This window comes from Synechococcus sp. CBW1107 (assembly GCF_015841355.1).
GTDB lineage: Bacteria > Cyanobacteriota > Cyanobacteriia > PCC-6307 > Cyanobiaceae > Regnicoccus_A.
Window position 1 is genome coordinate 2,811,165 of sequence record NZ_CP064908.1, and the last position, 23,680, is coordinate 2,834,844.

Sequence of the window (23,680 nt, forward strand, 5' to 3'; positions counted from 1 at the left end):
CCGGCGCGGGTGCTCGCCAACCTCCTCCACCTCCACGGCTTCAAGTGCGCGGGCAGCACCTTCATCTGGTCGCTGGAGCGTGCCACGAAGGGAGATGTGCTCTACCTGGAATCCCCGGGGGCCGGTGACCGGCTCGACTGGCGGCTGGCGCGCGACTACCTGGCCACGTTGGAGCGCCAGCCTCAGGCGATCACCTCCCATCTGATCTGCCTGCCGCCCCCCGGGGCGGTCGCCGCACTGAAGGTGGCCTTCCTGCGGGAGCCGATCGAGCGCATCGCCTCGGCCTACCGTTTCCAGACCCAGGTGCAGAAGACGGCGGAACCGGTGTCCTTCTGCCAGTATCTGGAGGGCCTGCAGCGGGGAACCCTGGCCAATTTCCAGACCCGACACCTCTCCCCCCAGGAGCCTGGCGACTGGGTGCTGCGCCGGGGCTGGGCCGCCCGGCCGGAGCTGATCGATCTGAGCCGTGAGGATCTGTTCGTGGGGCTGGTGGAGCGCTACGACGACTCGATCCTGGCGCTGGAAGACCAGCTGGAGCGGATGGGTATGGCGATGGACCTGGCCTATGCGAGGCCGGTCAACACCACCCGGGAGGCTGGCGCAGCCAATCAACCGATGGCGCCGGAGGCGCGGTTGGCGCACACGCCGTTGGGACTGGCTCTGACAGAGCTGGATCTGAGCCTTCAACGCCGCGTTGAACAGCGGCTGGAGGAGCGGCTGGCGGCGGTGAGCGACCTGGAGCGCAAACGGGCGGCTCTGCAGCGGCGGCGTGCCGCCCTCGATGACGCACCGCCGCGTGTGCAGCTCAAACCCCAGGCCGAGTGGGTGAATCTGCCGTTGCCGTCGGCATGAGCCGGCCGCTCGCCGCCGAGCACCAGCGCTGTGATCGCCAGGCTCGGGCGGTGCTTCAGGCGGGCGAGTGGCAGCAGGCTCTGGAGCAGGTGGAGCGGGCCCAGACGTTGGTGCGGGACGCCCTCAGCGCGGGCCAGGGGAGCGGCGAGATCCCCCTGGAAGCTCACGCCAAGCTGGTGCAAGCGTTGATCGGCGCGGTTCATCCACGCATCGTTGCTGCTGAGGAAGGCGGCCTTGCGGCCGAAGACCGGGCGGAGCTGTGCTGGCGGCTGGCGACGCTGCTGGAGCGCCATGGAAGCCTGCCGCTGGAGCGCCCCGGCTGGTTGCCGGTGGCGGAGGAGCAGCTGGTACGGCACGGGGCCTTGCTCTGGCGGGAGGCCATCGGCGTGCGGGAGCAGGCGGAGCCGCGGGCGCTGGCGATGTTTCAGCGGCTGGCGCAACTGCTGGAACCCTGCCCGGCCTGGGTGAGCACAAGCCTTCAGGAGCTGGAGCGGAACACGCCGGTTTCGGCAACGGCCCAGCCTTTGTGGCTTGAGCTGGTGCTGAGGCCCGGCCAGGCGGAGGTGATCGCCAGCGGGGATCGGCGGCAGTTCAACCTGGCGCCGGCCCTGGAGACGAACGAGCAGGAGCCACCGCCGGAGCGGCTGGCCGCCTTCCTGCGGGAGCAGGCGACGGATGCGCCGAGTGCGCCAGCGTCCGTGACGATCGTCCACCCGTTGACCAGCCTGGGTACGGATCTGGCCGTGCTGGCCCTCCTGGGCGAAGAACTGCCGGCGGAGCGGCTGCCGGCGCTGCAGCGGGCGGCGGCGGCCTGGATGGAGCAGGCGGCAGGCCTGGGTCTGGCGGTGCAGAGCTTGATGCGCTCGCCGCAGCGCCTTGAGGGGCAGGAGATGGTGCTGGAGCTGGATGCCATCGAGCTGGCGGTGCTGCAGCTGGGGGCGATGCGCGACGACGACGAGCTGGCGGCTGCATTGCACACTCTGGAGCAGAGCGAGCGCGATCCTGGCTTCTGGCGCCAGGGGGAGCGCCAGCGGCATTGGTGGCAGGGCGAGCTGGTGGTGGTTGACGTGCTGCGCCGTTTTGCGCGCGAACTGGGCTTCTACCCCGCCCGGGAGGATCCGCTGGCCAGCCTGCGGGCCTGGTGCCACGACGGCCTGGCCCTGCTGGCGGAGGCGGCGCTGCTGGAGCAGGTGACGCTGTGGAGCTCGGCGGAGGCGCCCGAGTGGTTGCTGTTGCCCCTGCATCAGCAGCTCAGCCGCGGCTCGGGCCGTTTCGCCCAGGTGGGGGGGCGGCCCGAGTTGGCGGAGCTGCAGGCGCTGCTGGCGGGCCAGGAGGTGCTCTACATCGGGCCGCTGGCGGAGGTGGTGGAGGCGCAGTGGAGGGAAGGACGCTGCTGGCGGCTGTGGCAGGGCCGGGAGGTGGCCCCCCACGGCCTGCGCTGCCTGGCACCGCCCGAATCGCGCCATCCGCGCCGGCCCCATGGCGGCTTCGAGGCGAGCCTGGCGCACTGCCTGGAGGCGGTGGAGCGGCTGCTGGACCAGCAGCCGGCCACGCTGGCGCTGATCGGAGTGGGGACCTACCGGCTGCCGCTCTGCCGTGCCCTGCGCGATCGCCATGGGTTGCGCTGCCTGGGCTTCGGGGTCGAGTTGCCTCAGCTGTATGGGGTGGAGCGGCCGGGTGAGGAGCCGGTGTGGGGCGCCCAGGACCGGAATTCGAGCCAGTGGCGGCGCCTGGCCGACGAGGGTTAGCAAGTCCGCGCATCAGAACGACGCTGTAGCCAAAAGCACCATGGGGTCTGGGATGCGGCGCGTACCATCCGCACCACCGCAGCGCCTGAACACCTTGATTGCTGCATCCCAGCCGCTGATGAAGCCAAAGGCCGGCTGCCTGGCACTTCACAAGATGGAGTTGCAATTCCAATCCTTTGGTGCCTTTCAGGATTCTCTTGGTCCGCTGGTGAACAGCACCCGTCAGATTCCGGATTGCATTGCTGTGATCCGCCAACTGGGGATCATCGAACCCTTCACCAATCGGCATGTCCGCCCTGAGGAGTTGCTGATCGGATCTGAGAACTATCGCGAATCGATCACGGCTGAAGGCTGCCTGAGCCGGCATCGTGCCGTGTTGATGCTGCTGGAGAGGCTCTACGGCAGCCCCCAGGGCCTGGCTGGCGAGAGGGTCTACCTTGCCGAGGCGCTCTCCGGATTCGCGCGGCGGCTGCAGCAGTGGGTGCCCGATGTGGTGCTGAGTGAATATCTCGAGGGTGCAACCGAAAGCTTCAGCGATGGTGTGCGCCACGAAGATCTCTGCGCCCTCAGCTTTGCGGACGCCGCCTTCGACCTCGTGATCACCAACGAACTCTTCGAGCACGTGCATTCTCTGGATGCCGCATTGGGGGAGATCGCACGGGTGCTGAAGCCTGGCGGCAGGATGATCTGCACCTTCCCATTCGCCTACGGCCAGCACGAGCAGATCCGCAAGGCGGTGCGTCATCCGGACGACGGCCGGGTGGAGCTGCTCGCTGAACTGGAGCTGCATGGCGACCCGATCCGGCCCCAGCAGGGATCGATGGTGTATCAGGTGTCGGGCTGGTCGATCCTCGACCAGGCCCGGACGCTGGGCTTCACGTGGGCCTGCATGCATGCCATCGCCAGCTGGAAGCACGGCGTGCTGGGCGGCGAGATCCCGGTGATTTTCGTGATGGAAGCGGAGCGCTGAGCCATGGCAACGGATCTCTCCAGGCTGCAGCGCCGCAGTGACCCGGTGGCCCTGCTCACCACGATCCGACGCTGCCAGGGACAGCTGGCGGTGCTGGCCAGCGGTGAGCAGGGCTCTGCCTTGCAAGCCAGTCGAACGGACAGGGATCTGGCTGCGGAGAACCGATCGCTGGAGGTGTTCCTGGGCGGGCTGCAGACCCTCTGGCAGACCAACCAGCCCAGGCGGCGCAAGCCCAAGCCACGCACCGGCAAACGCACCAGGCCGGATCCCTTTGCAGCGGATGTGGAGCGGATTGAGCAATGGCTGCAGGCCGAGCCCCAGCTCCAGGCCAAGACGCTGCTGGAGCGGCTGATCCGCCACAACCCGGACCACTACGGAGCACGCCACCTGCGCACCCTGCAGCGGCGCCTGCGCGGTTACCGGCTGCAATGGATCGAAAAGGAGATGGCCACTCTGGTGGCGGACAGGCCCTCAGGATTGGAGGATGCCCAAAGCGGTGAGAAGCCAGTGTTACCAGGCGTCAATTGGAATGGGTAACAAGTTGTTGATGCAAAGCGCCCGCCTAAGTAGTTGACATCGGGCACTCAGCCCATCAGCCAACGGCGACTCTGACTTGACTAGCGAATCCTGCGCCTTGCCTGCAGGGTTGCGCCTGCTCTCCTGGGGCGAACTGCAGGGATGGCTCTCCCTGGGAATCCCCCTGCCCCGCCCGCAGGACGCTCCCGATGAGCCGAAATGGAGCGAGGTGATCGACGGCCGCCGCCGCCTGCGGGCACTACGGGAACTGCGGGCACTGAAGCAAAAGCAAGCTGCCTGAGGACTCCATGGGACCCCACCGATCCCCATTAAGATGAGGCCCTGAGGCGATGCCCCCTTTGCCCACCACCCAGCGGCCTGAGCTGATGCCCAACGAGGCGGTGCTGGCCCTGCACGATCTGCAGCACACCTACGGCAGCTTCTCCGAATTCCAGGAACATCTGGCCGAGCTGCTCCAGCAAGGCAAGCAGCTGAAGGAATGCCTTGAGATGGTGCGCCTGCTGGGCATCCTTGAGCCCTTGAGCGGAGAGCACATCCTGCCGGAATCGATCCGCCTGCAGGGGCCGAACTACCGCGAATCCCTGATCGCCAATGGGCTGCTGAGCCGCAATCGGGCCGCCCTGCAGGTGCTGGAGCAGCTCTACGGCAGCCTCGAGACTCTCGCCCAGCAGGATATCTACCTTGTTGAGGCCCTCACGGGCTTTGCCCTGTGGCTGCGGCGGCAGCTGGGGGAGGAGCGGCTGGTGTGCAGCGAATTTCTCGAGGATGCAGAGGTGGCGCGCGGCGACATCCCCCATCAGGACCTCTGCGCCCTCAGCTTCGCGGATGCCAGCTTCGATCTGGTGCTGTGCAATGAGCTGTTCGAGCATGTACGCGATCTCGACCAGGCCTTCCTCGAGATCGCCCGGGTGCTACGGCCCGGCGGCCGACTGGTTGCCACCTGCCCGATGGCCTTCGGGCAATGGGAATCGATCCTCAAGGCCCGGCTCAATACCCGCAGTGGCCGCACCGAACTGCTGGAGAAGGCTGAATTCCATGGGGATCCGATCCGGCCGAAGGAGGGTTCGCTGGTGTACAGGATCCCGGGCTGGGAACTCACCGAACAACTGCAGCAAGCGGGTTTCCACAACGCAGTGATTCACCACCTGGCCAGCTGGAAACACGGCATCCTCGGCTCGGATCTGCCGGGCGTTCTGGTGATCGACGCCCAGCGCTAGCGATGGGTCGAGACCCGCTGGCCTGGCAACCGCTGCTGCGCCACTGGACACGCTGCCTGGGCGAAGGCGATGCCGCCGTGGCCGAACTTGGCGACCTGGCAGCGATCGAGGGGCTGGATCTGGCGGGGCTGCTGCCGGGAGGGCCTGGCTGGGCTGATGTGCAGCGTTGCCTGCGCCATGACCCGGAGGGCGCCTTCCGCTGCCTCTACTACGGCCTGGCGCTGCGGGGGCTGGAAGCCATGCCAGCGCCGGAGCAACTGGTGCCGGCCGACAGCAGCGAAACACCGCAAATCAGCGTGTTGATCCCGGTGCACAACCAGTGGCCGCTGACGCTCAACTGTCTGCGCAGCCTGGTGGTGGCGGCCAACACCGTGCGCTTCGAAGTGATCCTGGCCGATGATGCCTCCAGCGATGCCACCACCCAGCTGGGGCGGCAGCTGCCCTGGCTGCGGATCTGGCGCAGCGAACGGAACCAGGGTTTTCTGGAGACGTGCAATGGCGCGGCGGCGCTGGCGCGGGGGGAGCTGCTGCTGCTGCTCAACAACGACGTGCTGGTGGGCGACCTCGCACTTGACCGCTTGTCGGAGACGTTTGCACGCCACCCCGAGGCGGGTGTGGTGGGGGCGGCGGCCTGGAGCGCCGATGGCCGGCCCCAGGAGGTGGGCGGCATCGTGTGGGCCGATGGCCAGGTGTGGAACCACGGCCGCAACGCACCGCCCGAGCACGGCTTTGCCCTGACCTATGAGCGGGATGCGATTACGTGAGCGGGTGCGCTCTGGCGATCCGGCGGGAGCTGTGGCAGCAGCTGGAAGGCTTCGATCCGCGTTACCGGCCGGCCTACGCGGAAGACACCGACCTCTGCCTGCGGGTGCGCCAGGCGGGACGAGCGGTGTGGGTACAGCCTGAGGCGCGGGTGTTGCACCTGGAGGGACTGAGCCACTCGCGCAGCACCGAGCAGGGCCTCAAGACCCACCAGCTGCGCAACCTGGAGCAGCTGCAGCAGCAGTGGCAGCACACCCTGGATACGGAGCAACCACCGGCAGGCCACCCCTGGCTGCTGGCGGCGGATCGGAGGCTTCTGGGCCGGCCGCTGGCGCTGCTGCTACAACCCAGTGCCGAGGTGATTCACACCTGCCGGCAGCAGGGCTATGGGGTGCTGGCGCTGGGGGAAAGCCCGCAGGCGGATGTGCTCGGCCTGCCACTGGGCTGGCGGAATCTGGAGCGCTGGCTGCTGGAGCAGCTGCCCGAGACGGGTGGGCCGGAGGTGGTGCTGGTGGGAGCGCCGGAGGGCGCGGCCGGAGAGGTGGCGATGCGTCTGCAGCAGGCCCGGCCCCAGTGGTTGCTGGTGGCTAGGGCGGTCGAGCTATCACTGCAACCAGACGCGATGCGGCTGCCAGCCCTACCGGGTTGGGACCGGGAAGATTTACGGATTCTGGCCAGCTCCAGCGGCCTGCACGCCGATGGCTGGCTGGAGACGCCGAGCCGGCTGGTGATTCAACTGCTGGGGGAAGGGGAGCGGACCAAATCCCTGCGGCTTGGGGTCTATCTGCCTGAGCAGGAGCTGCAGGAGGGAGATTCCACTCTTTTGATTGAGCTGGAATCCGCTGGAGTCGCCCTCAGCTGCGTTCTACAGGCTGGCCTGAACTCTGTTGTGGTGAAGCGTCCCGTGCCATCGGCTCAAGGCAGGGTGGTCATCAGCTTGACCAGCCAGACCCTGGTGCGGCCGGGCAATCCGAGCGACCAACGTCGGTTGATGGCCGTGCTGACGGATCTGGAGCCTTGCCAGGCCAATGCCGATACGGTGGCACCTGCGGTGGGGCATCCGGTTGCATGAGTCAGGCGGCTTTTGAGCGGGGCGACTGGCAGGCGGTGATCGACGCGCACCGGCTGGAGAGCCACAACGCTGCCGAGTGGTTGAGGTATGGCAGTGCCCTGCTGCATACCCTTCAGCCGGGCTCAGAGGCCGGAAAACAGCAGCAACAGGCTGCCCTTGCTTTCGTGCAGGCCCAGCACGAGGGGGCAAGCGCAGGAGCGGTGGCAGCTGTCCAGCGGCAGGTGCTGATGGCCAACCTGCGCCAGGCACTGGAGCTGATGGGGGTACCTGGAACAGCTGAGTCCGAATCGCCAGTACCCCTGCGGCGTGTGCTGCTGGTGCTGGAGATGCACCGCTCCGGCACCTCAGCCCCGGCGGGCTTGCTGTGCCAGCAGGGCTTTCAAGCACCCCAAAACCCCGATGGCGGCGACGCCCATAACCCAGCGGGCTATTGGGAACCCCGGCAGATCCGGGCCTTCCACAACAGCCTTTTGGAGGGGACCCAGAGCAGCTGGGAAGATCCGCTGTTGCCGGTGCTGCCCTGGCAACCCCAGCACCTCAAGGCGGCCCTGGCGGAACTAGAGCAGGCCTTGAACGCCGACTTCCCCAGGGCCGATCCGCAGGCGGTGGCATTGACAAAGGATCCACTCCAATGCCGGCTGCTGCCGCTCTGGACGGCTCTGTTTGAGCAACGCTCTCAGCTGGCCGTGGTGCTCGCGGTGCGGCAACCGGAGGCGGTGGCGGCCTCGCTGGTGAGCCGCGACCAGTTTCCGCTGGATCGGGCCACGAGCCAACTGACCCGGCTGGTGCTGAGCTATGAGCAGCTGCTGCAGGATCCAGCGGCGGCGGTGCATCGCTGCCAGCAGCTGGTTGCCCTGCTCAACACAACGACATCAGCTGAATATCTCGCTGACTGGATCTGGCCCGAGCTCGAGCGACATCAGGTCAGGCCAGAGCGGGTCGAGGCCATGGTGGTAGAGCAAAACAATTTTGCACTGGGCCAACACTGTGCGTGCCACCCTGTTGCCGGGTGGCCCCGGCTGGAGCGGAGTGCAGCGGGGCCTGCGGCACGACCAGGAGGGAACATTTCGGCTGCTCAATTACGGCCTAGTTCTGCGGGGCCTGGAGTCGCTGCCGGCGCTGGACCAGATGGTGGGTCCAGAAAGCGCCGATACCCCGCTGATCACTGTGCTAATTCCGGTGCACAACCACTGAGCGATCACGCTGAATGCACTGCGCAACCTTGTGCCGATGACCAATGGCACACGCTTATAAGTGATCGTGCCCGACGACGACGCCAGCGATGCGACACAGCTGATGCGGCGGCAGCTCACGTGGCTGCGGATCTGGCGGAGCGAGGCGAAGCAAGGCTTGCTGGGCACCTGCAATGGCACTGTGGCACTGGCGCGATGCCAGCTCCTGCGGCTCAACAACGACATCCTGGAGCGATCACGCGCTCGACAGGCTCGCAGGCACCTTCGCAGTTGACCCGCAGGTCTGGTTGGAACAGCCCTGTTGTGTCTCGATGGCCGCCCCCAGAGGATTGGTGGCATCGTGTGGGCCGATATGGGCAGGTGTGTAATTATGGTCGGAACTTGCCGGGAATGCAACGATTAGATCATTTTTAACCAGTTTGCTGAAGCCGTTTACCTGGTGAAAGTGCAAACAAAAGCCCGAATAACCCGATTACTCAGCCACTTTCTCGATCGGCCTTCCCTACTCCCTCAACTGCCTGCTAACTATGTTGACAGACGATCCACTTGTCATCTGCTTGCTGCCTTCGGTCTTCAACCCGAAGTCCAACGGCCACTTCATCTACCTCGAGTTCTGCGCCAGCCTAATCGGCGAAGTCAAGAACATCGTCTTCATCAGCAACGACTCCCGGTACGCGCATGGAGAGATCGGCCGACAGTCCTACGACCGCTACCGGGAGCGATTCGCCGGCCTTTACATCACCGAGCAGGATTTTGCCACGCTGCTCACCCCGGACCTAACCCAGAAGATGTGGCTGGTGCTGCCGGACCACATCGAAGGCCTTAATTCAATCTTAGCCCACTTCCTGCGCAACGACCCACATGTGATCGGCTGCATCAACATAATGCTAGCTCCTGCGTACGCCTTGGCGGGAAACAGCAAGAGCAGCATGGCGAAGGAGGATTACAGCTATAAACAAGGACGAGACTACTTCGCCTTCTATTCGCGAATTTACAGCTACAATATCTGCCGAGAGGAGCTCTACATCGAGCCGTTGCCTGGAGACGTCACGCCGATCAAACAACGAAATACCAATACTTCCAACCCGCCAAGGAGGCGCAACCTGATCACCTTCTACATTGGCAAGGGTGTTGTCAGTTATTCGGAACAGGTGTTGCACGTGTTGCAGGACCTAAGAAGCCTGGATGTAGGTGTGAAACCTGAGCTGATCACCCGCTCTTGGCCGGCAAGCAAGAGAGAGTATAACGAAGTCCTCAAGCGCTCGCTCTGCTTGATTACCTATGACCCGATCACCAATGTGGAGAGAGATGCGGCCTCCCAGGGAACTCCAGTCCTTGACGTGAACCCGATCATGACAAAGCCATGGCTGCCGAGTGCCGACGCTACCGGCCTTCTTGAGTGTATCCATGCAAAGCGGTTTGACCAGATCATCCAAGACTATGAAGACTATAGCCGAGCCTGCATCAAGACCAACAAGATCAACTACCTCATCTTTGCATCCGTGGTCGCCAGCCTCATCAACCACGGTGAGGTCAACGAAGATTACCTGTTGCCCTACACACCCGAACTTGAGACCGGCTTCCTGTCTCTTCGCAACAAGCTTCAGCGGTACTTTGCCGATGCTCAACAGGCCGAGTCACAAGCATTGCTCAACGTCGACGAAGTGATCTCCATCGCGACAACGCCATGCTGAACCTCATCGAGCGGCACAACACAGCGATCAGCCGCTGCGGCATTCCCCTGACAGACGAACTGCTGCACGCCTGCCAGAGCAATGCCGAGCCCCAACAACTGGAAGAGGCTCTGATCTGGCTCGCCCTGCTCCACGGCCTCGACGAACTTATGCCGGCTCTCGCGACGGCGCCGAAACCGCTAAAGCTGACTGCGAATCAGGCGGTGGGGCTCTATGCAGCCCTGCATCTCGCGGGCAATCCGGCACAGGCGGAGAGTCCACTACTCCGACTGCTCACCAGCAGCGTGGGTGAGGACGTGGAGGCCGCATCATCGACACCCTGGCAGGTGATGAACCGGGCGCATGAATTAACAGAGGGTTCCCCCTGGGAGGAGCTGATTCGTCAGGCCAGCCTGCTGCATCTCAGCGATCCGGCGGCCCTTTTGACAGACTGGCTCAAACAGCTCGAGCGATTTATCGCAGAGCGGATGCCGTTCGCGGCCCTGCTTCGCCTCTCGATTCTCTGCCGCAGCCCAGACAAGCTGCCGGAAGACTGGCAGACGCGTCTGGCCAAGGCGATCACCACACTCGGCGATCTTCCCGATGCCATTCCCCTTTATCGCTTCTGGATGGTGGCATGCCAGGTGGTTCCTGGCTGGGACTTTGCCTGCATCCGCGCGGCGGACCTGGCGCTGCGTTTCGAGGATTTCCCCATCGCTGATCGTCTGCTGGAACGGTTCGAGCGCATCAAGATCCAGAACGCCTGGTTCTATGACGTCAAGGCTCGCTGCCGCTACGGCTATGGTGATCTGAGCGCGGCCGTGCGGCTGTGGTCACTGGCCCTGGCAAAAGTGGATCCTGCCGCACATGTGCATCAGGTCTTTCGCGATCGCATGATGCTTGCTCTACGCGGAAAGTTCGGCCTTGCCGAGGCCTGCCGACTGGCCCGATCCGGTCAACTTGAGAAGGCTCTGCAGCTGTTGCGGATTCTGATCCTGAATGATCCAGGCTTTCCTAATCACTACAACCTGCTTCTTTCACTCCAGAATAAGCTGGCAGGGATTGAGCAGCAGTCGGTCCAACAAGGCGACCAGCTGGCTCGGATTGAGCAGGTGCTTGATGACTTTCGCCCTCTCTGGATGGGGAAGGAAGAGCTATCGCTCCCCGGCGATGATCCTTCCGAGGCAAATGCGGCTATAGTACAGGCAGCCCGCTTCCTGGACAATCTCGAACAGTCCCTTTCTGTTAATTTTTTGTAGGCCGCGTGCACGCAGTCATCTTGCTATTGTATCCCTGGATACCACCAAGAAGCAAGTTTGCCTCGATGGTTGAATCTTGCAATCATTTTATGCTATCTTCACAGCTCTGTCGCGCAGCGCTCGCGAATTCCAGCCCCAATCGATCACGCCTTAGCAACATGCGTACACCCATGTCACCATTGTGAAAGCAGTAATCCTTGCGGGCGGCCTCGGCACGCGGATCTCGGAGGAAACCCACCTCAAACCAAAGCCGATGATAGAAGTGGGCGGCAAGCCTATTTTATGGCACATCCTGAAGATCTACAGCCATTACGGCATCCACGATTTCATCATCTGCTGTGGCTACAAAGGATACGTTATTAAGGAGTATTTCGCAAACTATTTTCTGCACACGAGCGATGTCACTTTTGACATGAGTGATAATTCAATGTTGGTGCATTCGCGCAAGGCAGAGCCTTGGAAGGTGACGCTGGTCGACACCGGCGATTCCACCCTCACAGGCGGCCGCCTGGCTCGGGTACGCGACTACCTCACTGACGACGAGCCCTTCTGCTTCACCTACGGCGACGGCGTTTCTGACGTTAATATTGGTAGGTTGCTAGCTCACCACCGGCGCGAAGGCCGCAAGGCGACACTCACCGCCGTGCAGCCGCCCGGGCGCTTTGGCACGCTGGCGTTCGAGCGGGGTCGAGTGATTCGCTTCGAGGAGAAGCCCCAGGGAGACGGCTACTGGATCAACGGCGGGTTCTTCGTGCTTGATCCCTCCGTGATCGATCTGGTGGACGGCGATCAGTGCACCTGGGAACAGCAGCCACTAAAGACGCTGGCAGAAACTGGGCAGCTGACGGCTTACCACCACGAGGGCTTCTGGCAGCCGATGGACACCCTGCGGGACAAGACGCTGCTCGAGGATCTCTGGCAGGCCGGCAAGGCGCCATGGAAGGTCTGGAACTGACGCAATGGAAGAGAAAGGTTTTCGCAGACCAGATGCGGCCTTCTGGCGAGGGCGCAGAGTTCTGCTTACCGGGCACACCGGATTCAAGGGAAGCTGGTTGGCATTTTGGCTTGTCGAGCTGGGGGCAGAGGTCACTGGCGTGGCCCTCCCGCCTGAGCCCGGCCCCAGCCTGTTTAAGGCCTTAGGTCTGGCCAGCCGGCTAAACCACCGGATCGGGGACATCCGCGACCCGGCGGTGCTGCACCAGGCAGTGGAGGCGTGCAGGCCCGAGGTCGTGCTTCACCTCGCCGCCCAGCCGTTGGTGAGGCGCAGCTACAGCGAGCCTGTCTCAACCTGGGAGACCAACGTGATGGGCACGATCCACCTGCTCCAGGCGCTGCGGCCGCTTCCCGCCCCCTGCACGGCGGTCCTGATCACCACCGACAAGGTGTACCGCAACAACGAGTGGCTCTACGGCTATCGGGAGAACGATCCCCTCGGAGGCCACGATCCCTACAGCAGCAGCAAGGCAGCGGCGGAGCTGGCGATCGCCTCCTGGCGCAACAGCTTCTGCGGGGACCAGCCCCACCAAACACCGCACCTCCGCGTTGCGAGTGCCCGGGCCGGCAACGTGATCGGAGGCGGCGACTGGGCGGCCGACCGGATCGTGCCGGACGCGATGCGGGCCCTGGCGGAGGATCGACCGATCGGCGTGCGGAATCCCTCGGCGACCCGCCCCTGGCAGCACGTGCTCGAACCTCTCGGCGGCTACCTACGCCTCGCCGAGCAGCTGGCCTCCGCCGCTGATCCCGCACCGCTGGCCACTGCCTTCAACTTTGGCCCCCAGCTAGAGGCCAACCGCAGCGTGCGGGAGCTGGTGGAGGAATCGCTGCGCCACTGGCCGGGCAGCTGGGAGGACCAGAGCGATCCCAGCAGCCCACATGAGGCGAACCTGCTCAACCTCGTGATCGACAGAGCCCACCATCAGCTCGGCTGGGCGCCACGCTGGAGCTTCGCCACTACAATCGAGCGCACCGTGCGCTGGTACCGGCAGGTGTATGAAGCCGGGTCTGATGCCCTCGCCTGCTGCCAGGACGACCTGACCCACTACCTGAACTCCTTCCCCTCGTGACTTCCCTCTCCGAACTCAAGGCCCAGATCCTCAGCCTCACCCGCGAGTACTCGCGCCAAGCCCACGGTTCCTTCCGGCCGGCCGACGATCCGCTGCGCAGGCCATGGGCCGAGGGCACGCCGATCCCCTATGCCGGCCGCGTATTTACAGACGACGAGGTCGAGGCGGCGGTGTCGACCACCCTCGACTTCTGGCTGACCCTGGGCGTGGAGGGCACGGCCATGGAGAAGGAGCTGGCGGCGTTCCTCGGCGTTCGCCATAGCTTGCTGGTGAACTCGGGCTCCTCCGCAAACCTGATTGCTATCTCCGCGCTCACCTCGCCCAAGTTGACGAAGGAGCGTCGGATCAGGCCTGGCGATGAGGTGATTACGGTAGCGGCCGGCTTCCCCACCACTGTGGCGCCGATCGTGCAGGTGGGCGCAGTGCCGGTGTTCATCGACGCCGATCCGATCACCGGCAACGCCCGCTGCGAACAGCTGGAGGCTGCTTACCAACAGGGAAAGACGAAGGCCGTGATGATGGCCCACGCCTTGGGCAATCCCTTCGATCTGGCCACAACGCTGGCCTTCTGCCGCAAGTACGACCTCTGGCTGGTGGAGGATAACTGTGATGCGCTGGGTTGCAGTTACTCCATGCCGAGGGAGCTGGCCGAGAGCCTGGGCTTCACTGAGAACAGCCCGGGGCTGGACGACGGGCCCGACCGGGTGATCCGCTGGACGGGCACCTGGGGCGACATCAGCACCCAGAGCTTCTACCCGCCCCATCACCTCACGATGGGCGAGGGCGGCGCAGTGAACATCGTGCGTGACCAGAAGCTGCGGGTGGTGGCTGAGAGCTTCCGCGACTGGGGACGCGACTGCTGGTGCCCGAGCGGCATTGACAACACCTGCAACAAGCGCTTCGGATGGCAGCTGGGCGAGCTGCCGGAGGGCTACGACCACAAATACACTTACAGTCATCTCGGCTACAACCTCAAGCCGCTCGACATCCAGGCGGCGATCGGGCGGGTGCAGCTGAAGCGGCTGCCGGAATTCATCGAAGCCCGCAAACGCAACTGGGAGATCCTGCGCCGCGGCCTGGCCCCTCACGACGCGTTCCTGGAATTCTCCCTTCCCACCCATGCCACCGGCTGGGATGCGCAGAGCGGCTTCCGCTGGGACGACAGCGGTTGCCGCACCGACTGCTCCTGGTTCGGCTTCAAGATCGCCACCCGCCCCGGCGCGCCTGTGACCCGCACGGAACTGGCCTGCGAACTGGATCGCAACCAGATCGGCAACCGCATGCTGTTCGGCGGCAACCTACTGCGCCAGCCGGCCTTCGTGCAGCTGCGTGAGGACAATCCTGAGGCGCTGCGGGTGATCGGCACGATGGAGGGTGCCGATGAAATCATGAACAGCACGTTGTTCCTGGGCACCTATCCGGGCATGACCGAGGGGATGCTCCATGCACAGGTGCAGGTGATCAGCAGCTTCCTGCAGCAATGAAATACGCGCACATCATCTTCGACCTCGACGGAACGCTCGTGGACTCCGCCTCGGAGATCCACGAGGCGGCGGTTGCCGTCTGTCGCGAACACGGGCTGTCGATCCCGAGCCCGGAGTACATCCGCACGATGACCGGATCGCCGCCGCGGCTGTTCTTCCTGGATCACGGCTGCAGCGATGCCGATGTGGAGGCGCGGGTCGCCGAGTTCCGCGCCCACCTGGCAACCCATGCCGGCGATCCCGGCTGCGTGTTTCCCGCCGTGATCCCGGTGCTCGAACATCTGCAGAAGCATTCGATCCGCATCTCCCTGGCCACCACGAAGCCGAGCGAACTGGCGGCCAGCCTGCTGGAGCGCTACGGCCTGGCGCCCTTCTTCGCGCACATCCAGGGCACGGATCCACCGCTGCAGCACAAGCCCCACCCCGACATCCTTCATGCCTGCATGGAGAAGGCCTCGCCGGGGGCGGTGGCGATGGTGGGCGACACGATCTTCGACGTGGAGGCGGCCCACAACGCCGGCATCGATTCGATCGCCGTCTGTTCCGGCGCCCACAGCCCGGAACGGCTGACCGAGGCCCGCCCCACCTTCCTGTTCGCCTCGCTGCAGGAGATCCCTGGCATTCTGGAGCTGCCGTGATGACGTCCACCAAGTTCTCCGATCTGCTCACCGACAAGCTGCTGGAGCTCGGCTACAGCCACTGCTACTTCGTGGCCGGCGGCAACATCATGCACCTGCTCAACAGCGTGCGCAGCCGCTTCACCTGCATCCCCTTCGCCCACGAGGTGGGCGCAGCGATCGCCACCGAATACCACAACGCATCGATCTCCAGATTTCAGGGGCGGGCGTTCTGCCTTGTTACCGCCGGTCCGGGTCTTACCAACACGGTCACGGGCGTGGCGGGGGCCTGGCAGGAGAGCCGGGAGCTACTAATCCTCGGCGGCCAGGTGAAAACAGAGGATCTGGCCTGCCCCGGCCTGAGGCAGCGGGGCATCCAGGAGGTGGATGGCGTGGAGCTGCTGCGCTCGATCACCAAAGCCGCCCTGCGGATCGACTCGCCGACTCAGTTGGGCGAGGCCCTCGAGGCTGTGCGGCTTGGCAGCACGCCGCGCAAGGGCCCGGTCTTCTTGGAGCTGCCGCTCGACACCCAGGCGGCGGCGGTGGACACGGCGGCCATGCCGGACACAGGGGAGCAAATGGCCTGCCTGCCGATCGCTTCGCTAGATGTGGAGCGGGTTGCCCTAATCGCAGCTCGCATCTGCCAGGCCAGCCGGCCCGTACTGCTGATAGGCGGCGGAGTGGAGCGCATCACCGCGCTGGAGTTGGCGGAGGCTCTAGGCAACTGCGGGCTGCCGCTGATGACGACCTACAACGGTGCTGACAGGGTCGACAACCAGCTCGTCAACTACTTCGGCCGGCCTAACACTTGGGGCATGCGTTATAGCAACATTCTTTTGCAGCAGGCGGATCTGATCGTCGCGCTGGGCACGCGCCTGGGCATGCAACAGACTGGCTTCAACTGGGAAGAGTTCGCGCCACTTGCACACCTGATCCAGGTCGAGATTGATCCCAGCGAACTGCTCAAGGGCCATCCGCAAGTGGACGAGCCATGCTGTGGCGATGCCAACGAGGTGCTGCGACAGCTGCTGCTCGAACACCGCATCGCCCTGCAGCCGCAGCAGCAGGACTGGCTCGAGCACTGCCGGCTGGTGAAGACCTCCTTACCGCTCAGCGAGGACTGCAACAGTCGCGATCCGCACTACATCAATCCCTACGACTTCTGGGAGCAGCTATCCGGGCAGCTGGTCGGCGATTCAGCCCTGGTGCCCTGCAGCAGTGGCTCCTCTTTCACCTCCTCTTACCAGGCCGTCACCCTCCCCGCCGGCACGCAGATGCTTAGCAACAAGAGCCAGGCGGCGATGGGCTACGGCCTCTCCGGCGCGATCGGGGTGGCGCTGGCAAACCCGGAGCGGCGCGTCTTCTTGGTGGAGGGCGATGGCGGCTTTCTCCAGAACATCCAGGAGCTAGCGGTAGCGCGCAAGAATCTGAAGAACCTCGGTATCTACATCTGGGTCAACAACGGCTACGCGTCGATCCGCATGACCCAGAAGACTTATTTCCAGGGCGCCTGGCTCGGCTGCGATACCGAATCTGGGCTCGGCTTCCCGGATTGGCCCACCCTGTTCGCCAGCTTCGACATCCCAGTACTGGCGATGGGGCCCGATGGCTTCGCCAACGATACGGCTCAGCGCTTCATACGTGAGCACGGTCTCTACGCAGTACTGGTGCCAATCGATCCCGCCCAAACCTTTTTCCCGAAGATCTCCTCCTTCATCACACCCTCGGGGGGGATGAAATCGAACCCTCTCCACAACATCGGGCCAGAGTTGCCGCATGAGCTATACCAGCGCATGGCGCTCCACCTCCTCACCACCAACGCAGGCTCATGAATCTCACTGAAAAGAAACTCTCCAAGCTCGTGCGCCGCATTAGCGAGCGGGGCCACCTCAAGAGCATCAAGGCAGAATTCGAGGCAGAGGGCACTCGCAGCGATGAACTGCTGCGCCTACTCGATGTAACACGCAACTGCAATGTGCCGCTGACTCTCAAGATCGGCGGATGCGAGGCGGTCAAGGATCTCTACGAAGCCCGTCAGTTCGGGGCGCGTTACATCGTGGCGCCAATGATCGAGTCGGAGTACGCCCTCAAGAAGTTCTGCGACACGATCCAGAAGGTCTACCCGCCTGAGGAGGCGGCTGAGGTCGACTTCCTGTTTAACGTCGAGACGATTCGGGCCTTCAGGTTCTTCGAAGAGATCGTCAAGGTAGCGATCGAGAGCCCGGTTATCGCCGGCGTGGTTTTCGGCCGCACCGATTTCTCGGGCTCGCTGGGTATGAAGGGCGACGTTCAGAACGAGAAGGTGACCGAATGCATCGAGGCAGTCGCCCGCAGATTGCTGGAGACCGATCTTGATCTAGTGGTGGGCGGTGCCATCTCAATCGCCTCACTGCCGGAACTACATCGCATCGCTCAGCACCGGCTCACGCGCTTCGAGACGAGGAAGGTGGTGTTCGACGGTGCCCGGCTGCCCGATGAGAACCTCGCTGAATCACTGCTCGATGCCGTGCACTTCGAGATCCTCTGGCTGATCAACAAGAGTGATTACTACGGCGTGCTGCACCAGGAGGACAAAGCCCGAATCGCCCAACTGGAACAGCGTTGGAACGTTCTGCAGCGCGAGATCGTTCTCTGAGGATGGCGCCACAACGACGTTGGGTACTGACGGGCGCCAGCGGCTGGTTCGGCCGCACGGCGCTGTGGGAGTACGAGCAGGTACACGGGCCGGAGGCGCTCCGGCGCGATGTGATCGCCTGTGCCTCATCCTCTAAGGACATCGACATCGGGAGCCCTCATGGTCCTGTGTCAGCGGTGAGCTTGGAGACTCTCGATGGGATCGACGGTGCCGAGGGGATGATTCATCTTGCCTTTCTCACCCGTGATCGCATCGCTGAGGTGGGCGTGGAGAGCTACATCGCGCAGAACCGCGCCATTACAGCCCTGGTGGCCGACTGCATAAGTCGTCATCCCGGTATCCCAATCATTACGACCTCCTCGGGTGCCGCCGCCGTGTTTGACGCCGCCGTCGCGGATCTCACCAGCAATCCCTATGCGGCGCTGAAGCATGAGGAGGAGGAGCTCTGGCGCTGTAGTGGCGCTCAGCGGATGGCAGCGGTGTTCCGGGTGTACGGGGCCGCGGGGCGCTTCATCAAGGATCCAAAAGTGTTCGCACTGAGCGACTTCCTGAGCCGAGCCCTGGCCGGCGAGCGAATCGAGATCCACAGCAGGCGGCCTGTAATCCGCAGCTACGTGCATGTCGGCACGATGATGCGGCTGCTCTGGGCGATGCTGGAGTCACCGACGGAGCCAGGTCTCTGTCATGTGGATGCGGTACTGCAGACCATGTCACTGGTAGATCTGGCGAAGGAAATCAGCAAACTCTGGGGCCTGCCGGAGCCGCTATTCCACATTGATCCCTCGCTTCCTGCCGACGACTACCGAGCCGACAGCGGCCCGTTTCGAGAGCTTCTAAGACAGTACAGGATCGCTGCGCCGGCCCTCCGGGAGCAACTGCAGGAAACCGCGCACCACATGGCGGCACCCTGATGCAAATCACAACTTTTCAACTCACTGACCTCGCTCGCCATGGCGAGCCTCACATACCTACTGCTGAACTGATCCCCGCAATGCTGACAATCAAGCCAACAGATGACGACTTCGACATAGTCTTCCTGAGCGGCTGGAAGTCGCCAGAGCACGACTTCATTTGGTCGCTAGGGCCAGTTAATATCATGAACATACCGCTCGGGCATGGGAGTAAGTACCGGGGCATAAATCTCAAGATCAAGATCGAGATCAATGTGCCGCTCACGGCCAGCAATCCCAACGGCAGCCGACTCACATTCATGCTTGGCGGGACAGTGCTTTTGGAGCAGACCGTGAGGGGTCGCACGCGCATCATCCTTCATGCGCCGGCGGCCGTCACGGAGCCAAGGCTGAACATCCTGCATATCAATAACCACGATTCAGCCAGCATCGATGGCATGGCGCTCGGCTTCCAGCTCTATGCGATTGAGATTGAGGAAGTCCCGATGCTGTCGCAGGGCGAGGTTCTTGCGTTCGGCCGGGGTTCCCCTTACACCAGCCTTCTAGGCCCCGGCTGGAAGGATCCGGAAGAGGGATTCTGCTGGTCTACCGGCAAGGAGTCGAAACTGACTCTGTTCTTCGAACCGGAGGCCTGTTTTCATGACGAAGCCGAAGGGGTGCGTGTTGCGGAGATCGCGTTGTCGTTGAGCTTCCATGACAGGAATGATCCGGAGCTGCGACACTGGCATATCATCGATGTGATGATCGAACAACTATTGCTATATCGGCAGATCCATCCGGGCATAGGGGCGCTGGTACAGATCAGGGTCTACGTGCCGTTGCGGTCTGAGGCGACGCAGCACCTGCGGCTGATCGATCACGGCGCCACCAGCCCGGCACGGCTGGGAAATGATGTTAACGACCACACGGTTCTCGGCTTCCAGCTCGTGACACTTGAATTGGTGCGCCTCTTTACGCTTCCATGCGCGGAAATGGGTGAAATGGCGGCCTTGTTTTTGCCGGAGTCGCCGTTGAGCCTATCGATCGACGGGGGAAGGACGAATGCCGCCTGATCCGATGCTGCAGCTGGTTCGCCAGCTGAATCAGCAGGTGTCACTGTTGGAGAGGGACAATCAGAGAATGAAGCAGCAGGTCGTTCTGCTACAGGTGCAGCTGAATCGGTGCCTGAAGATCATCGAAGCGCTGTTTAGTCGCTCGCCAAAGTAGCCGTATCGGCCGTTTCAAGTGCCGCAATCACGCGGTTGGCGAAGGGTCGGAGTTCGTGCGCATTGTAATAGCGGATCAGGCCCTCGCGGAGGGACGTCCAAGGGACATCGGGCAAATGCTGGCTGACAATGGTGCCGTGGCAGAACTCAAGATCGAGGAAGAGAGAAAGAGAAGGATCATCGAGAAAGGCCACAAGCCCGATGCGATCGACGATGCACTTGCGGATCTGCCGGCATTCGTGTTGGAGTTCGGCAGCGTGAGTGGGTCCGTCACTGCGACTGTCGTGGCGCGTGATTGTTGTGATTCGGGCACTACTTGCGCACGGCCCGGACTGGCTCAGCCTCTGATGGAAGTCATAATCAGCGGCATAGGTATAACTCTGCCAGTCGTAGCGGATCCCGGAAGTGGAGATTGCGCACAGGTCGTAGCAAACTGTGTTCAGTGAAATGGACCACCAAAAAGGTATCTCCGCTCGGAAGGAGAGGGGATCGGTGGGATATTTGCTGTGATGGCCGGTATAGGGGTGACGCTTCTGCTGGAGCAGGGTATCGAGAGGGTTCTGGAAGAAGCCGTGCATCGAGCCACGCACCCAGTGACCCAACCCCACCATTTCCCCTAGTACTTCGATACGGGCGTCGGCGTCATAGATGTCGTCGGCGTGACAGATCATTGCGTAGCCGTAGGAGGCGGTGTCGAAGAAGTGATTGAGGCGTTCGCCGGGATGGGTGCCAGGCAGTGAGTGGAAGTACAGGTTGGGGCGCTGGTGGCTGTAGTGGCGGCAGAGGGAGTGGGTGAGATCGGTGGAGCCGCCGTCGAGGATCACAAGATCCACGGCGCGGCTGGCCTCCGTGCGGGAGGTGGCGAGGAGGCTGGCCAGGGTTTCGGACAACGTCTCAGCCGAATTGAAAGTAGGCATCAGGAAGCAGCTCTTGCCCGTCATCAGCCCTCAACGATTATCCGAGGATTGAACTGACTTTAGCCTTGTCTTGGCAGGTCACTCGGATGAAAGCGGGTAGCGCCCCTCCGAGTGGTGTAACTCAGGAGGTCCTGTGACCCTCTCCGGAGGGTGAACAGGAGCAGTCAGGGGATGACTGCTTGGAAGCTGATTGCGCAGCTCCATTGATCCATTATGAACCCTGATCGCTGAATTGGCAACTCAGCGATCGATGTGTTCTGTGTAGATCGAGGTAGAAGCTGGTGCGCTTCAGCTGATGGTTGCAGCCGGCTGGGCGTTCGGATCTGCATCGGTGAGCTCCAAGGGCTCTTCTGGCTCTGGGATCTTGGCCATGGTGGCCTCAGAGAAGAAGCGGCGACGCTCCAGCTGCCATTCCTCCTGCTGCTCCAGCAGCTGGCTGCCCACCAGGCGCACGATCGCTGGATCATTGGGGAAGATGCCGACCACGTTGGTGCGGCGTTTGATCTCCTTGTTGAGGCGCTCGAGCGGGTTGGTGCTCCAGACCTTGCGCCAGTGCTCCTGGGGGAAGTGCAGGAAGGCCAGCACGTCGTCCCGGGCGGCTTCCATCACGGGCACGGCGCCGGGGAACTGCTTGCGCAGCATCTCGGTGACCCGCTGCCAGTGGGCGCGCACCTGATCTGGAGCCTGGATCACGAACACCGCTTTCATGGCAGCGGCCACCATGTCCTGGCCGGCCTTGGGCACATGGCTCAGCAGGTTGCGCAGGAAGTGCACCCGGCACCTCTGCCAGCTACTGCCCTGGAACATCCGCTTGATCGCTGCCGTCAGGCCCAGGTGGGCATCCGAGATCACCAGGCGGGTGCCGTCGAGGCCACGCTCCTTGAGTGAGCCCAGGAACTGACGCCAGAAGCCCTCCGCCTCGCTGTCGCCCACGGCAATGCCGAGAACTTCGCGGTAGCCGAGGGCATTGATGCCGATCGCCACCACCACCGCCCGCGACACCACCTGCATATTTCGGCCCAGGCGGCCGTGGAGGTAGGTGGCGTCGAGGTAGACGTAGGGAAAGCGGGCATGGTCAAGCGGCCGGCCCAGAAAGGCTTTCACCTGCTCATCGAGCCCCTGGCAGATGCGGCTCACCTCCGATTTGGAGATGCCGCTGGCCCCGCCCAGCGCCTCCACCAGGGCGTCGACCTTGCGGGTGGAGATCCCGCCGGTGTAGGCCTCCATCACCACGGCGTAGAGCGCCTTGTCCACCCGGCGGCGTGGCTCCAGCCAGCTGGGAAAGAAGCTGCCCTGCCGCAACCTGGGAATGGCCAGGCTGAGGTCGCCCACCTGGGTGGTGAGCAGCCGCTCCCGGTAGCCGTTGCGATGGGTGGAGCGCTGATCGGGGCAGCGCTCATGGAGTTGAGCGCCCGTGAGGGCAGAAACCTCGGCTTCCAGCAGGTCCTGGAAACCCCGGCGCACGATCTCTGGGATCAGGGCGCCAGCGGTGGTGCCCTCCATGAGCTGGCTCAGCTCGGAGGCGCCACTATGGGTGAGGGTCATGGTCTGTGTTCGGTTTGGTGGTAGTTCTCCGAACAGGGTCACAGACCGGCCCACCCATTGCCACAGCTGAAATCTGAGGGAGGTGAGCCGTCAGCCCCGGCTACGCCGGGGCTGATCCTCCTGAGTTACACCACTTGCTGGGACGCCGCTTGAAAGCGTCCCACCCGCTGTGGAAGCTCTGGAACTCAGGCTCCCATGGAGAGATCTTAGGTGCTTTTGTTGGCAAGAGTTGTTTTAAGACTGATCATGTATTGGCCAGCTTCAGTTATGCTTTGTTGAGGTTAAATACCCCCAGTCACAAAGGATCACAGGGAGCCGCTGCGCCATCTTTGAACTTGCATCTGGGGTGGCAGGCTGGCCCATTCTCGCAGTGGCAGCTCGGTCTTGCCAATTTTTAGAGAGACTACCCTCTGGCTAAATGCCCAGCAATATGATAAAGTTCAAATTGACGCGCAAAAGCTACTTTATTACAATGGCCCAAGAACCGCTCAACGGGATTTCTGCTGTTCACAGCCATTATGAACTGATTACGCGACAATTAACTCGTCTTCTTAAGGAAAAAATAGAGAACGATCGAGGCAAGGGGATAATCACTGTTATTTACACTTTTCTTGGTAACAGCCGCTTCGGAGATTTGTCTTACAGTATCTCACTTATTAAAGCCATAAAGGGAGCGCATCCCCAGGCAAATATAATGTTACATATTCCATTTGGAGAGCTTGATAATCTGCAACCCTTTTCTGAAATCTTAGAGTTTGTGCTAATATTTCCTGATGTCTTTGAGTTCTGTTCGTCAACACTTTCCTGTCTTGAGACAATCGGCCCGGACCTTGTCATTAGCCAAGACTGGAACCTCTCAAATATTAGCAAAACCAAACCTTTCCCCTTTGTTTTCATCAATACCCATCCATATGCCAGTTCCTTCAGCTTACAAATATCCATACCAGGTATATGACTTGCCTGTCTCAGAATGCAAGCCACATAAAGGAGCTACCTGTAGACTTCTCTAGGGAACCT

22 protein-coding genes are annotated in these 23,680 nt (G+C 62.8%); 20 read left to right on the forward strand and 2 right to left on the reverse strand.

Annotated features, from left to right (window positions below; all coding sequences use genetic code 11):
• Positions 1 to 9: 9 nt before the first annotated feature.
• From I1E95_RS14645 to I1E95_RS14735, 19 genes are all read left to right on the forward strand, one after another.
• On the forward strand, positions 10 to 852 hold the full coding sequence (locus I1E95_RS14645; protein ID WP_197163458.1) for a hypothetical protein: 843 nt from the start codon (positions 10 to 12) through the stop codon (positions 850 to 852).
• A complete protein-coding gene (locus tag I1E95_RS14650) occupies positions 849 to 2,600 on the forward strand; it encodes a hypothetical protein (protein ID WP_197163459.1) in 1,752 nt (583 codons plus the stop codon). Before I1E95_RS14645 ends, I1E95_RS14650 begins: the two co-directional genes overlap by 4 nt.
• A gap of 304 nt (positions 2,601 to 2,904) precedes the next feature.
• Positions 2,905 to 3,570: a class I SAM-dependent methyltransferase gene (locus tag I1E95_RS16960; protein WP_231594664.1), complete on the forward strand. Its 666-nt coding sequence runs from the start codon at positions 2,905 to 2,907 to the stop codon at positions 3,568 to 3,570.
• 3 nt (positions 3,571 to 3,573) lie between these two features.
• Entirely contained in the window at positions 3,574 to 4,107 is a 534-nt protein-coding gene (locus I1E95_RS14660) for a hypothetical protein (RefSeq protein ID WP_197163462.1), read from the forward strand.
• 97 nt (positions 4,108 to 4,204) lie between these two features.
• Entirely contained in the window at positions 4,205 to 4,387 is a 183-nt protein-coding gene (locus I1E95_RS14665; RefSeq protein WP_231594665.1) for a hypothetical protein, read from the forward strand.
• A gap of 49 nt (positions 4,388 to 4,436) precedes the next feature.
• The gene (locus tag I1E95_RS14670) at positions 4,437 to 5,324 is read left to right on the forward strand and encodes a class I SAM-dependent methyltransferase (protein WP_197163466.1); all 888 of its coding nucleotides are present in this window, start codon (positions 4,437 to 4,439) and stop codon (positions 5,322 to 5,324) included.
• A 2-nt stretch (positions 5,325 to 5,326) separates the two neighbouring features.
• Positions 5,327 to 6,088, forward strand: coding sequence for a glycosyltransferase (locus I1E95_RS17145; protein ID WP_197163467.1), 762 nt, complete (start codon positions 5,327 to 5,329; stop codon positions 6,086 to 6,088).
• Complete coding sequence (locus tag I1E95_RS14680; RefSeq protein ID WP_197163469.1) at positions 6,085 to 7,158, forward strand: glycosyltransferase family 2 protein; 1,074 nt, start codon at positions 6,085 to 6,087, stop codon at positions 7,156 to 7,158. The genes I1E95_RS17145 and I1E95_RS14680 overlap by 4 nt, the downstream gene beginning before the upstream one ends.
• Entirely contained in the window at positions 7,155 to 8,765 is a 1,611-nt protein-coding gene (locus I1E95_RS14685) for a hypothetical protein (protein WP_197163471.1), read from the forward strand. The genes I1E95_RS14680 and I1E95_RS14685 overlap by 4 nt, the downstream gene beginning before the upstream one ends.
• A gap of 143 nt (positions 8,766 to 8,908) precedes the next feature.
• Positions 8,909 to 10,045 (forward strand): hypothetical protein, encoded by a 1,137-nt coding sequence (locus I1E95_RS14690; RefSeq protein WP_231594666.1) that lies wholly within the window; start codon positions 8,909 to 8,911, stop codon positions 10,043 to 10,045.
• Complete coding sequence (locus I1E95_RS14695) at positions 10,039 to 11,283, forward strand: hypothetical protein (RefSeq protein ID WP_197163475.1); 1,245 nt, start codon at positions 10,039 to 10,041, stop codon at positions 11,281 to 11,283. Before I1E95_RS14690 ends, I1E95_RS14695 begins: the two co-directional genes overlap by 7 nt.
• Before the next feature lie 181 nt (positions 11,284 to 11,464).
• Positions 11,465 to 12,238, forward strand: coding sequence for a glucose-1-phosphate cytidylyltransferase (rfbF, locus tag I1E95_RS14700; protein ID WP_197163477.1), 774 nt, complete (start codon positions 11,465 to 11,467; stop codon positions 12,236 to 12,238).
• 4 nt (positions 12,239 to 12,242) lie between these two features.
• Entirely contained in the window at positions 12,243 to 13,349 is a 1,107-nt protein-coding gene (rfbG, locus tag I1E95_RS14705; protein WP_197163485.1) for a CDP-glucose 4,6-dehydratase, read from the forward strand.
• Entirely contained in the window at positions 13,346 to 14,833 is a 1,488-nt protein-coding gene (gene rfbH / locus I1E95_RS14710) for a lipopolysaccharide biosynthesis protein RfbH (protein WP_197163487.1), read from the forward strand. Before rfbG ends, rfbH begins: the two co-directional genes overlap by 4 nt.
• The gene (locus tag I1E95_RS14715) at positions 14,830 to 15,471 is read left to right on the forward strand and encodes an HAD family hydrolase (protein ID WP_197163489.1); all 642 of its coding nucleotides are present in this window, start codon (positions 14,830 to 14,832) and stop codon (positions 15,469 to 15,471) included. The genes rfbH and I1E95_RS14715 overlap by 4 nt, the downstream gene beginning before the upstream one ends.
• On the forward strand, positions 15,471 to 17,282 hold the full coding sequence (locus tag I1E95_RS14720) for a thiamine pyrophosphate-binding protein (protein WP_197163491.1): 1,812 nt from the start codon (positions 15,471 to 15,473) through the stop codon (positions 17,280 to 17,282). Before I1E95_RS14715 ends, I1E95_RS14720 begins: the two co-directional genes overlap by 1 nt.
• On the forward strand, positions 17,279 to 18,085 hold the full coding sequence (locus I1E95_RS14725) for an aldolase/citrate lyase family protein (protein ID WP_197163492.1): 807 nt from the start codon (positions 17,279 to 17,281) through the stop codon (positions 18,083 to 18,085). The genes I1E95_RS14720 and I1E95_RS14725 overlap by 4 nt, the downstream gene beginning before the upstream one ends.
• 2 nt (positions 18,086 to 18,087) lie before the next feature.
• Entirely contained in the window at positions 18,088 to 18,996 is a 909-nt protein-coding gene (locus tag I1E95_RS14730; RefSeq protein WP_197163494.1) for an NAD(P)-dependent oxidoreductase, read from the forward strand.
• 80 nt (positions 18,997 to 19,076) lie between these two features.
• Entirely contained in the window at positions 19,077 to 20,048 is a 972-nt protein-coding gene (locus I1E95_RS14735; protein ID WP_197163496.1) for a hypothetical protein, read from the forward strand.
• A 134-nt stretch (positions 20,049 to 20,182) separates the two neighbouring features.
• Here the strand turns inward: I1E95_RS14735 and I1E95_RS14740 are convergent, their stop codons facing one another.
• Both I1E95_RS14740 and I1E95_RS14745 read right to left on the reverse strand, forming a co-directional pair.
• Positions 20,183 to 21,142: a glycosyltransferase family 2 protein gene (locus tag I1E95_RS14740; protein ID WP_197163498.1), complete on the reverse strand. Its 960-nt coding sequence runs from the start codon at positions 21,140 to 21,142 to the stop codon at positions 20,183 to 20,185.
• 264 nt (positions 21,143 to 21,406) lie between these two features.
• Positions 21,407 to 22,663, reverse strand: a complete 1,257-nt coding sequence (locus tag I1E95_RS14745) for an IS256 family transposase (protein WP_197161565.1) — start codon at positions 22,661 to 22,663, stop codon at positions 21,407 to 21,409.
• Between the two features lie 472 nt (positions 22,664 to 23,135).
• On the opposite strand from I1E95_RS14745, the gene I1E95_RS14750 reads away from it, so the two are divergent.
• Positions 23,136 to 23,618, forward strand: coding sequence for a hypothetical protein (locus I1E95_RS14750; protein ID WP_231594667.1), 483 nt, complete (start codon positions 23,136 to 23,138; stop codon positions 23,616 to 23,618).
• The last annotated feature ends 62 nt before the right edge of the window (positions 23,619 to 23,680 follow it).

Bases quoted from the DNA above. Each gene is read 5' to 3' on its own strand.
- I1E95_RS14735 (WP_197163496.1), top strand. From the start codon at position 19,077: ATGCTGACAATCAAGCCAACAGATGACGACTTCGACATAGTCTTCCTG.
- I1E95_RS14660 (WP_197163462.1), top strand. From the start codon at position 3,574: ATGGCAACGGATCTCTCCAGGCTGCAGCGCCGCAGTGACCCGGTGGCC.
- I1E95_RS14725 (WP_197163492.1), top strand. From the start codon at position 17,279: ATGAATCTCACTGAAAAGAAACTCTCCAAGCTCGTGCGCCGCATTAGC.
- I1E95_RS14740 (WP_197163498.1), bottom strand. From the start codon at position 21,142: ATGACGGGCAAGAGCTGCTTCCTGATGCCTACTTTCAATTCGGCTGAG.
- I1E95_RS14720 (WP_197163491.1), top strand. From the start codon at position 15,471: ATGACGTCCACCAAGTTCTCCGATCTGCTCACCGACAAGCTGCTGGAG.
- I1E95_RS14650 (WP_197163459.1), top strand. From the start codon at position 849: ATGAGCCGGCCGCTCGCCGCCGAGCACCAGCGCTGTGATCGCCAGGCT.
- I1E95_RS14670 (WP_197163466.1), top strand. From the start codon at position 4,437: ATGCCCCCTTTGCCCACCACCCAGCGGCCTGAGCTGATGCCCAACGAG.
- I1E95_RS14715 (WP_197163489.1), top strand. From the start codon at position 14,830: ATGAAATACGCGCACATCATCTTCGACCTCGACGGAACGCTCGTGGAC.
- I1E95_RS14745 (WP_197161565.1), bottom strand. From the start codon at position 22,663: ATGACCCTCACCCATAGTGGCGCCTCCGAGCTGAGCCAGCTCATGGAG.
- I1E95_RS14685 (WP_197163471.1), top strand. From the start codon at position 7,155: ATGAGTCAGGCGGCTTTTGAGCGGGGCGACTGGCAGGCGGTGATCGAC.
- I1E95_RS14695 (WP_197163475.1), top strand. From the start codon at position 10,039: ATGCTGAACCTCATCGAGCGGCACAACACAGCGATCAGCCGCTGCGGC.
- I1E95_RS14750 (WP_231594667.1), top strand. From the start codon at position 23,136: ATGGCCCAAGAACCGCTCAACGGGATTTCTGCTGTTCACAGCCATTAT.
- I1E95_RS17145 (WP_197163467.1), top strand. From the start codon at position 5,327: ATGGGTCGAGACCCGCTGGCCTGGCAACCGCTGCTGCGCCACTGGACA.
- rfbG (WP_197163485.1), top strand. From the start codon at position 12,243: ATGGAAGAGAAAGGTTTTCGCAGACCAGATGCGGCCTTCTGGCGAGGG.
- I1E95_RS14730 (WP_197163494.1), top strand. From the start codon at position 18,088: ATGGCGCCACAACGACGTTGGGTACTGACGGGCGCCAGCGGCTGGTTC.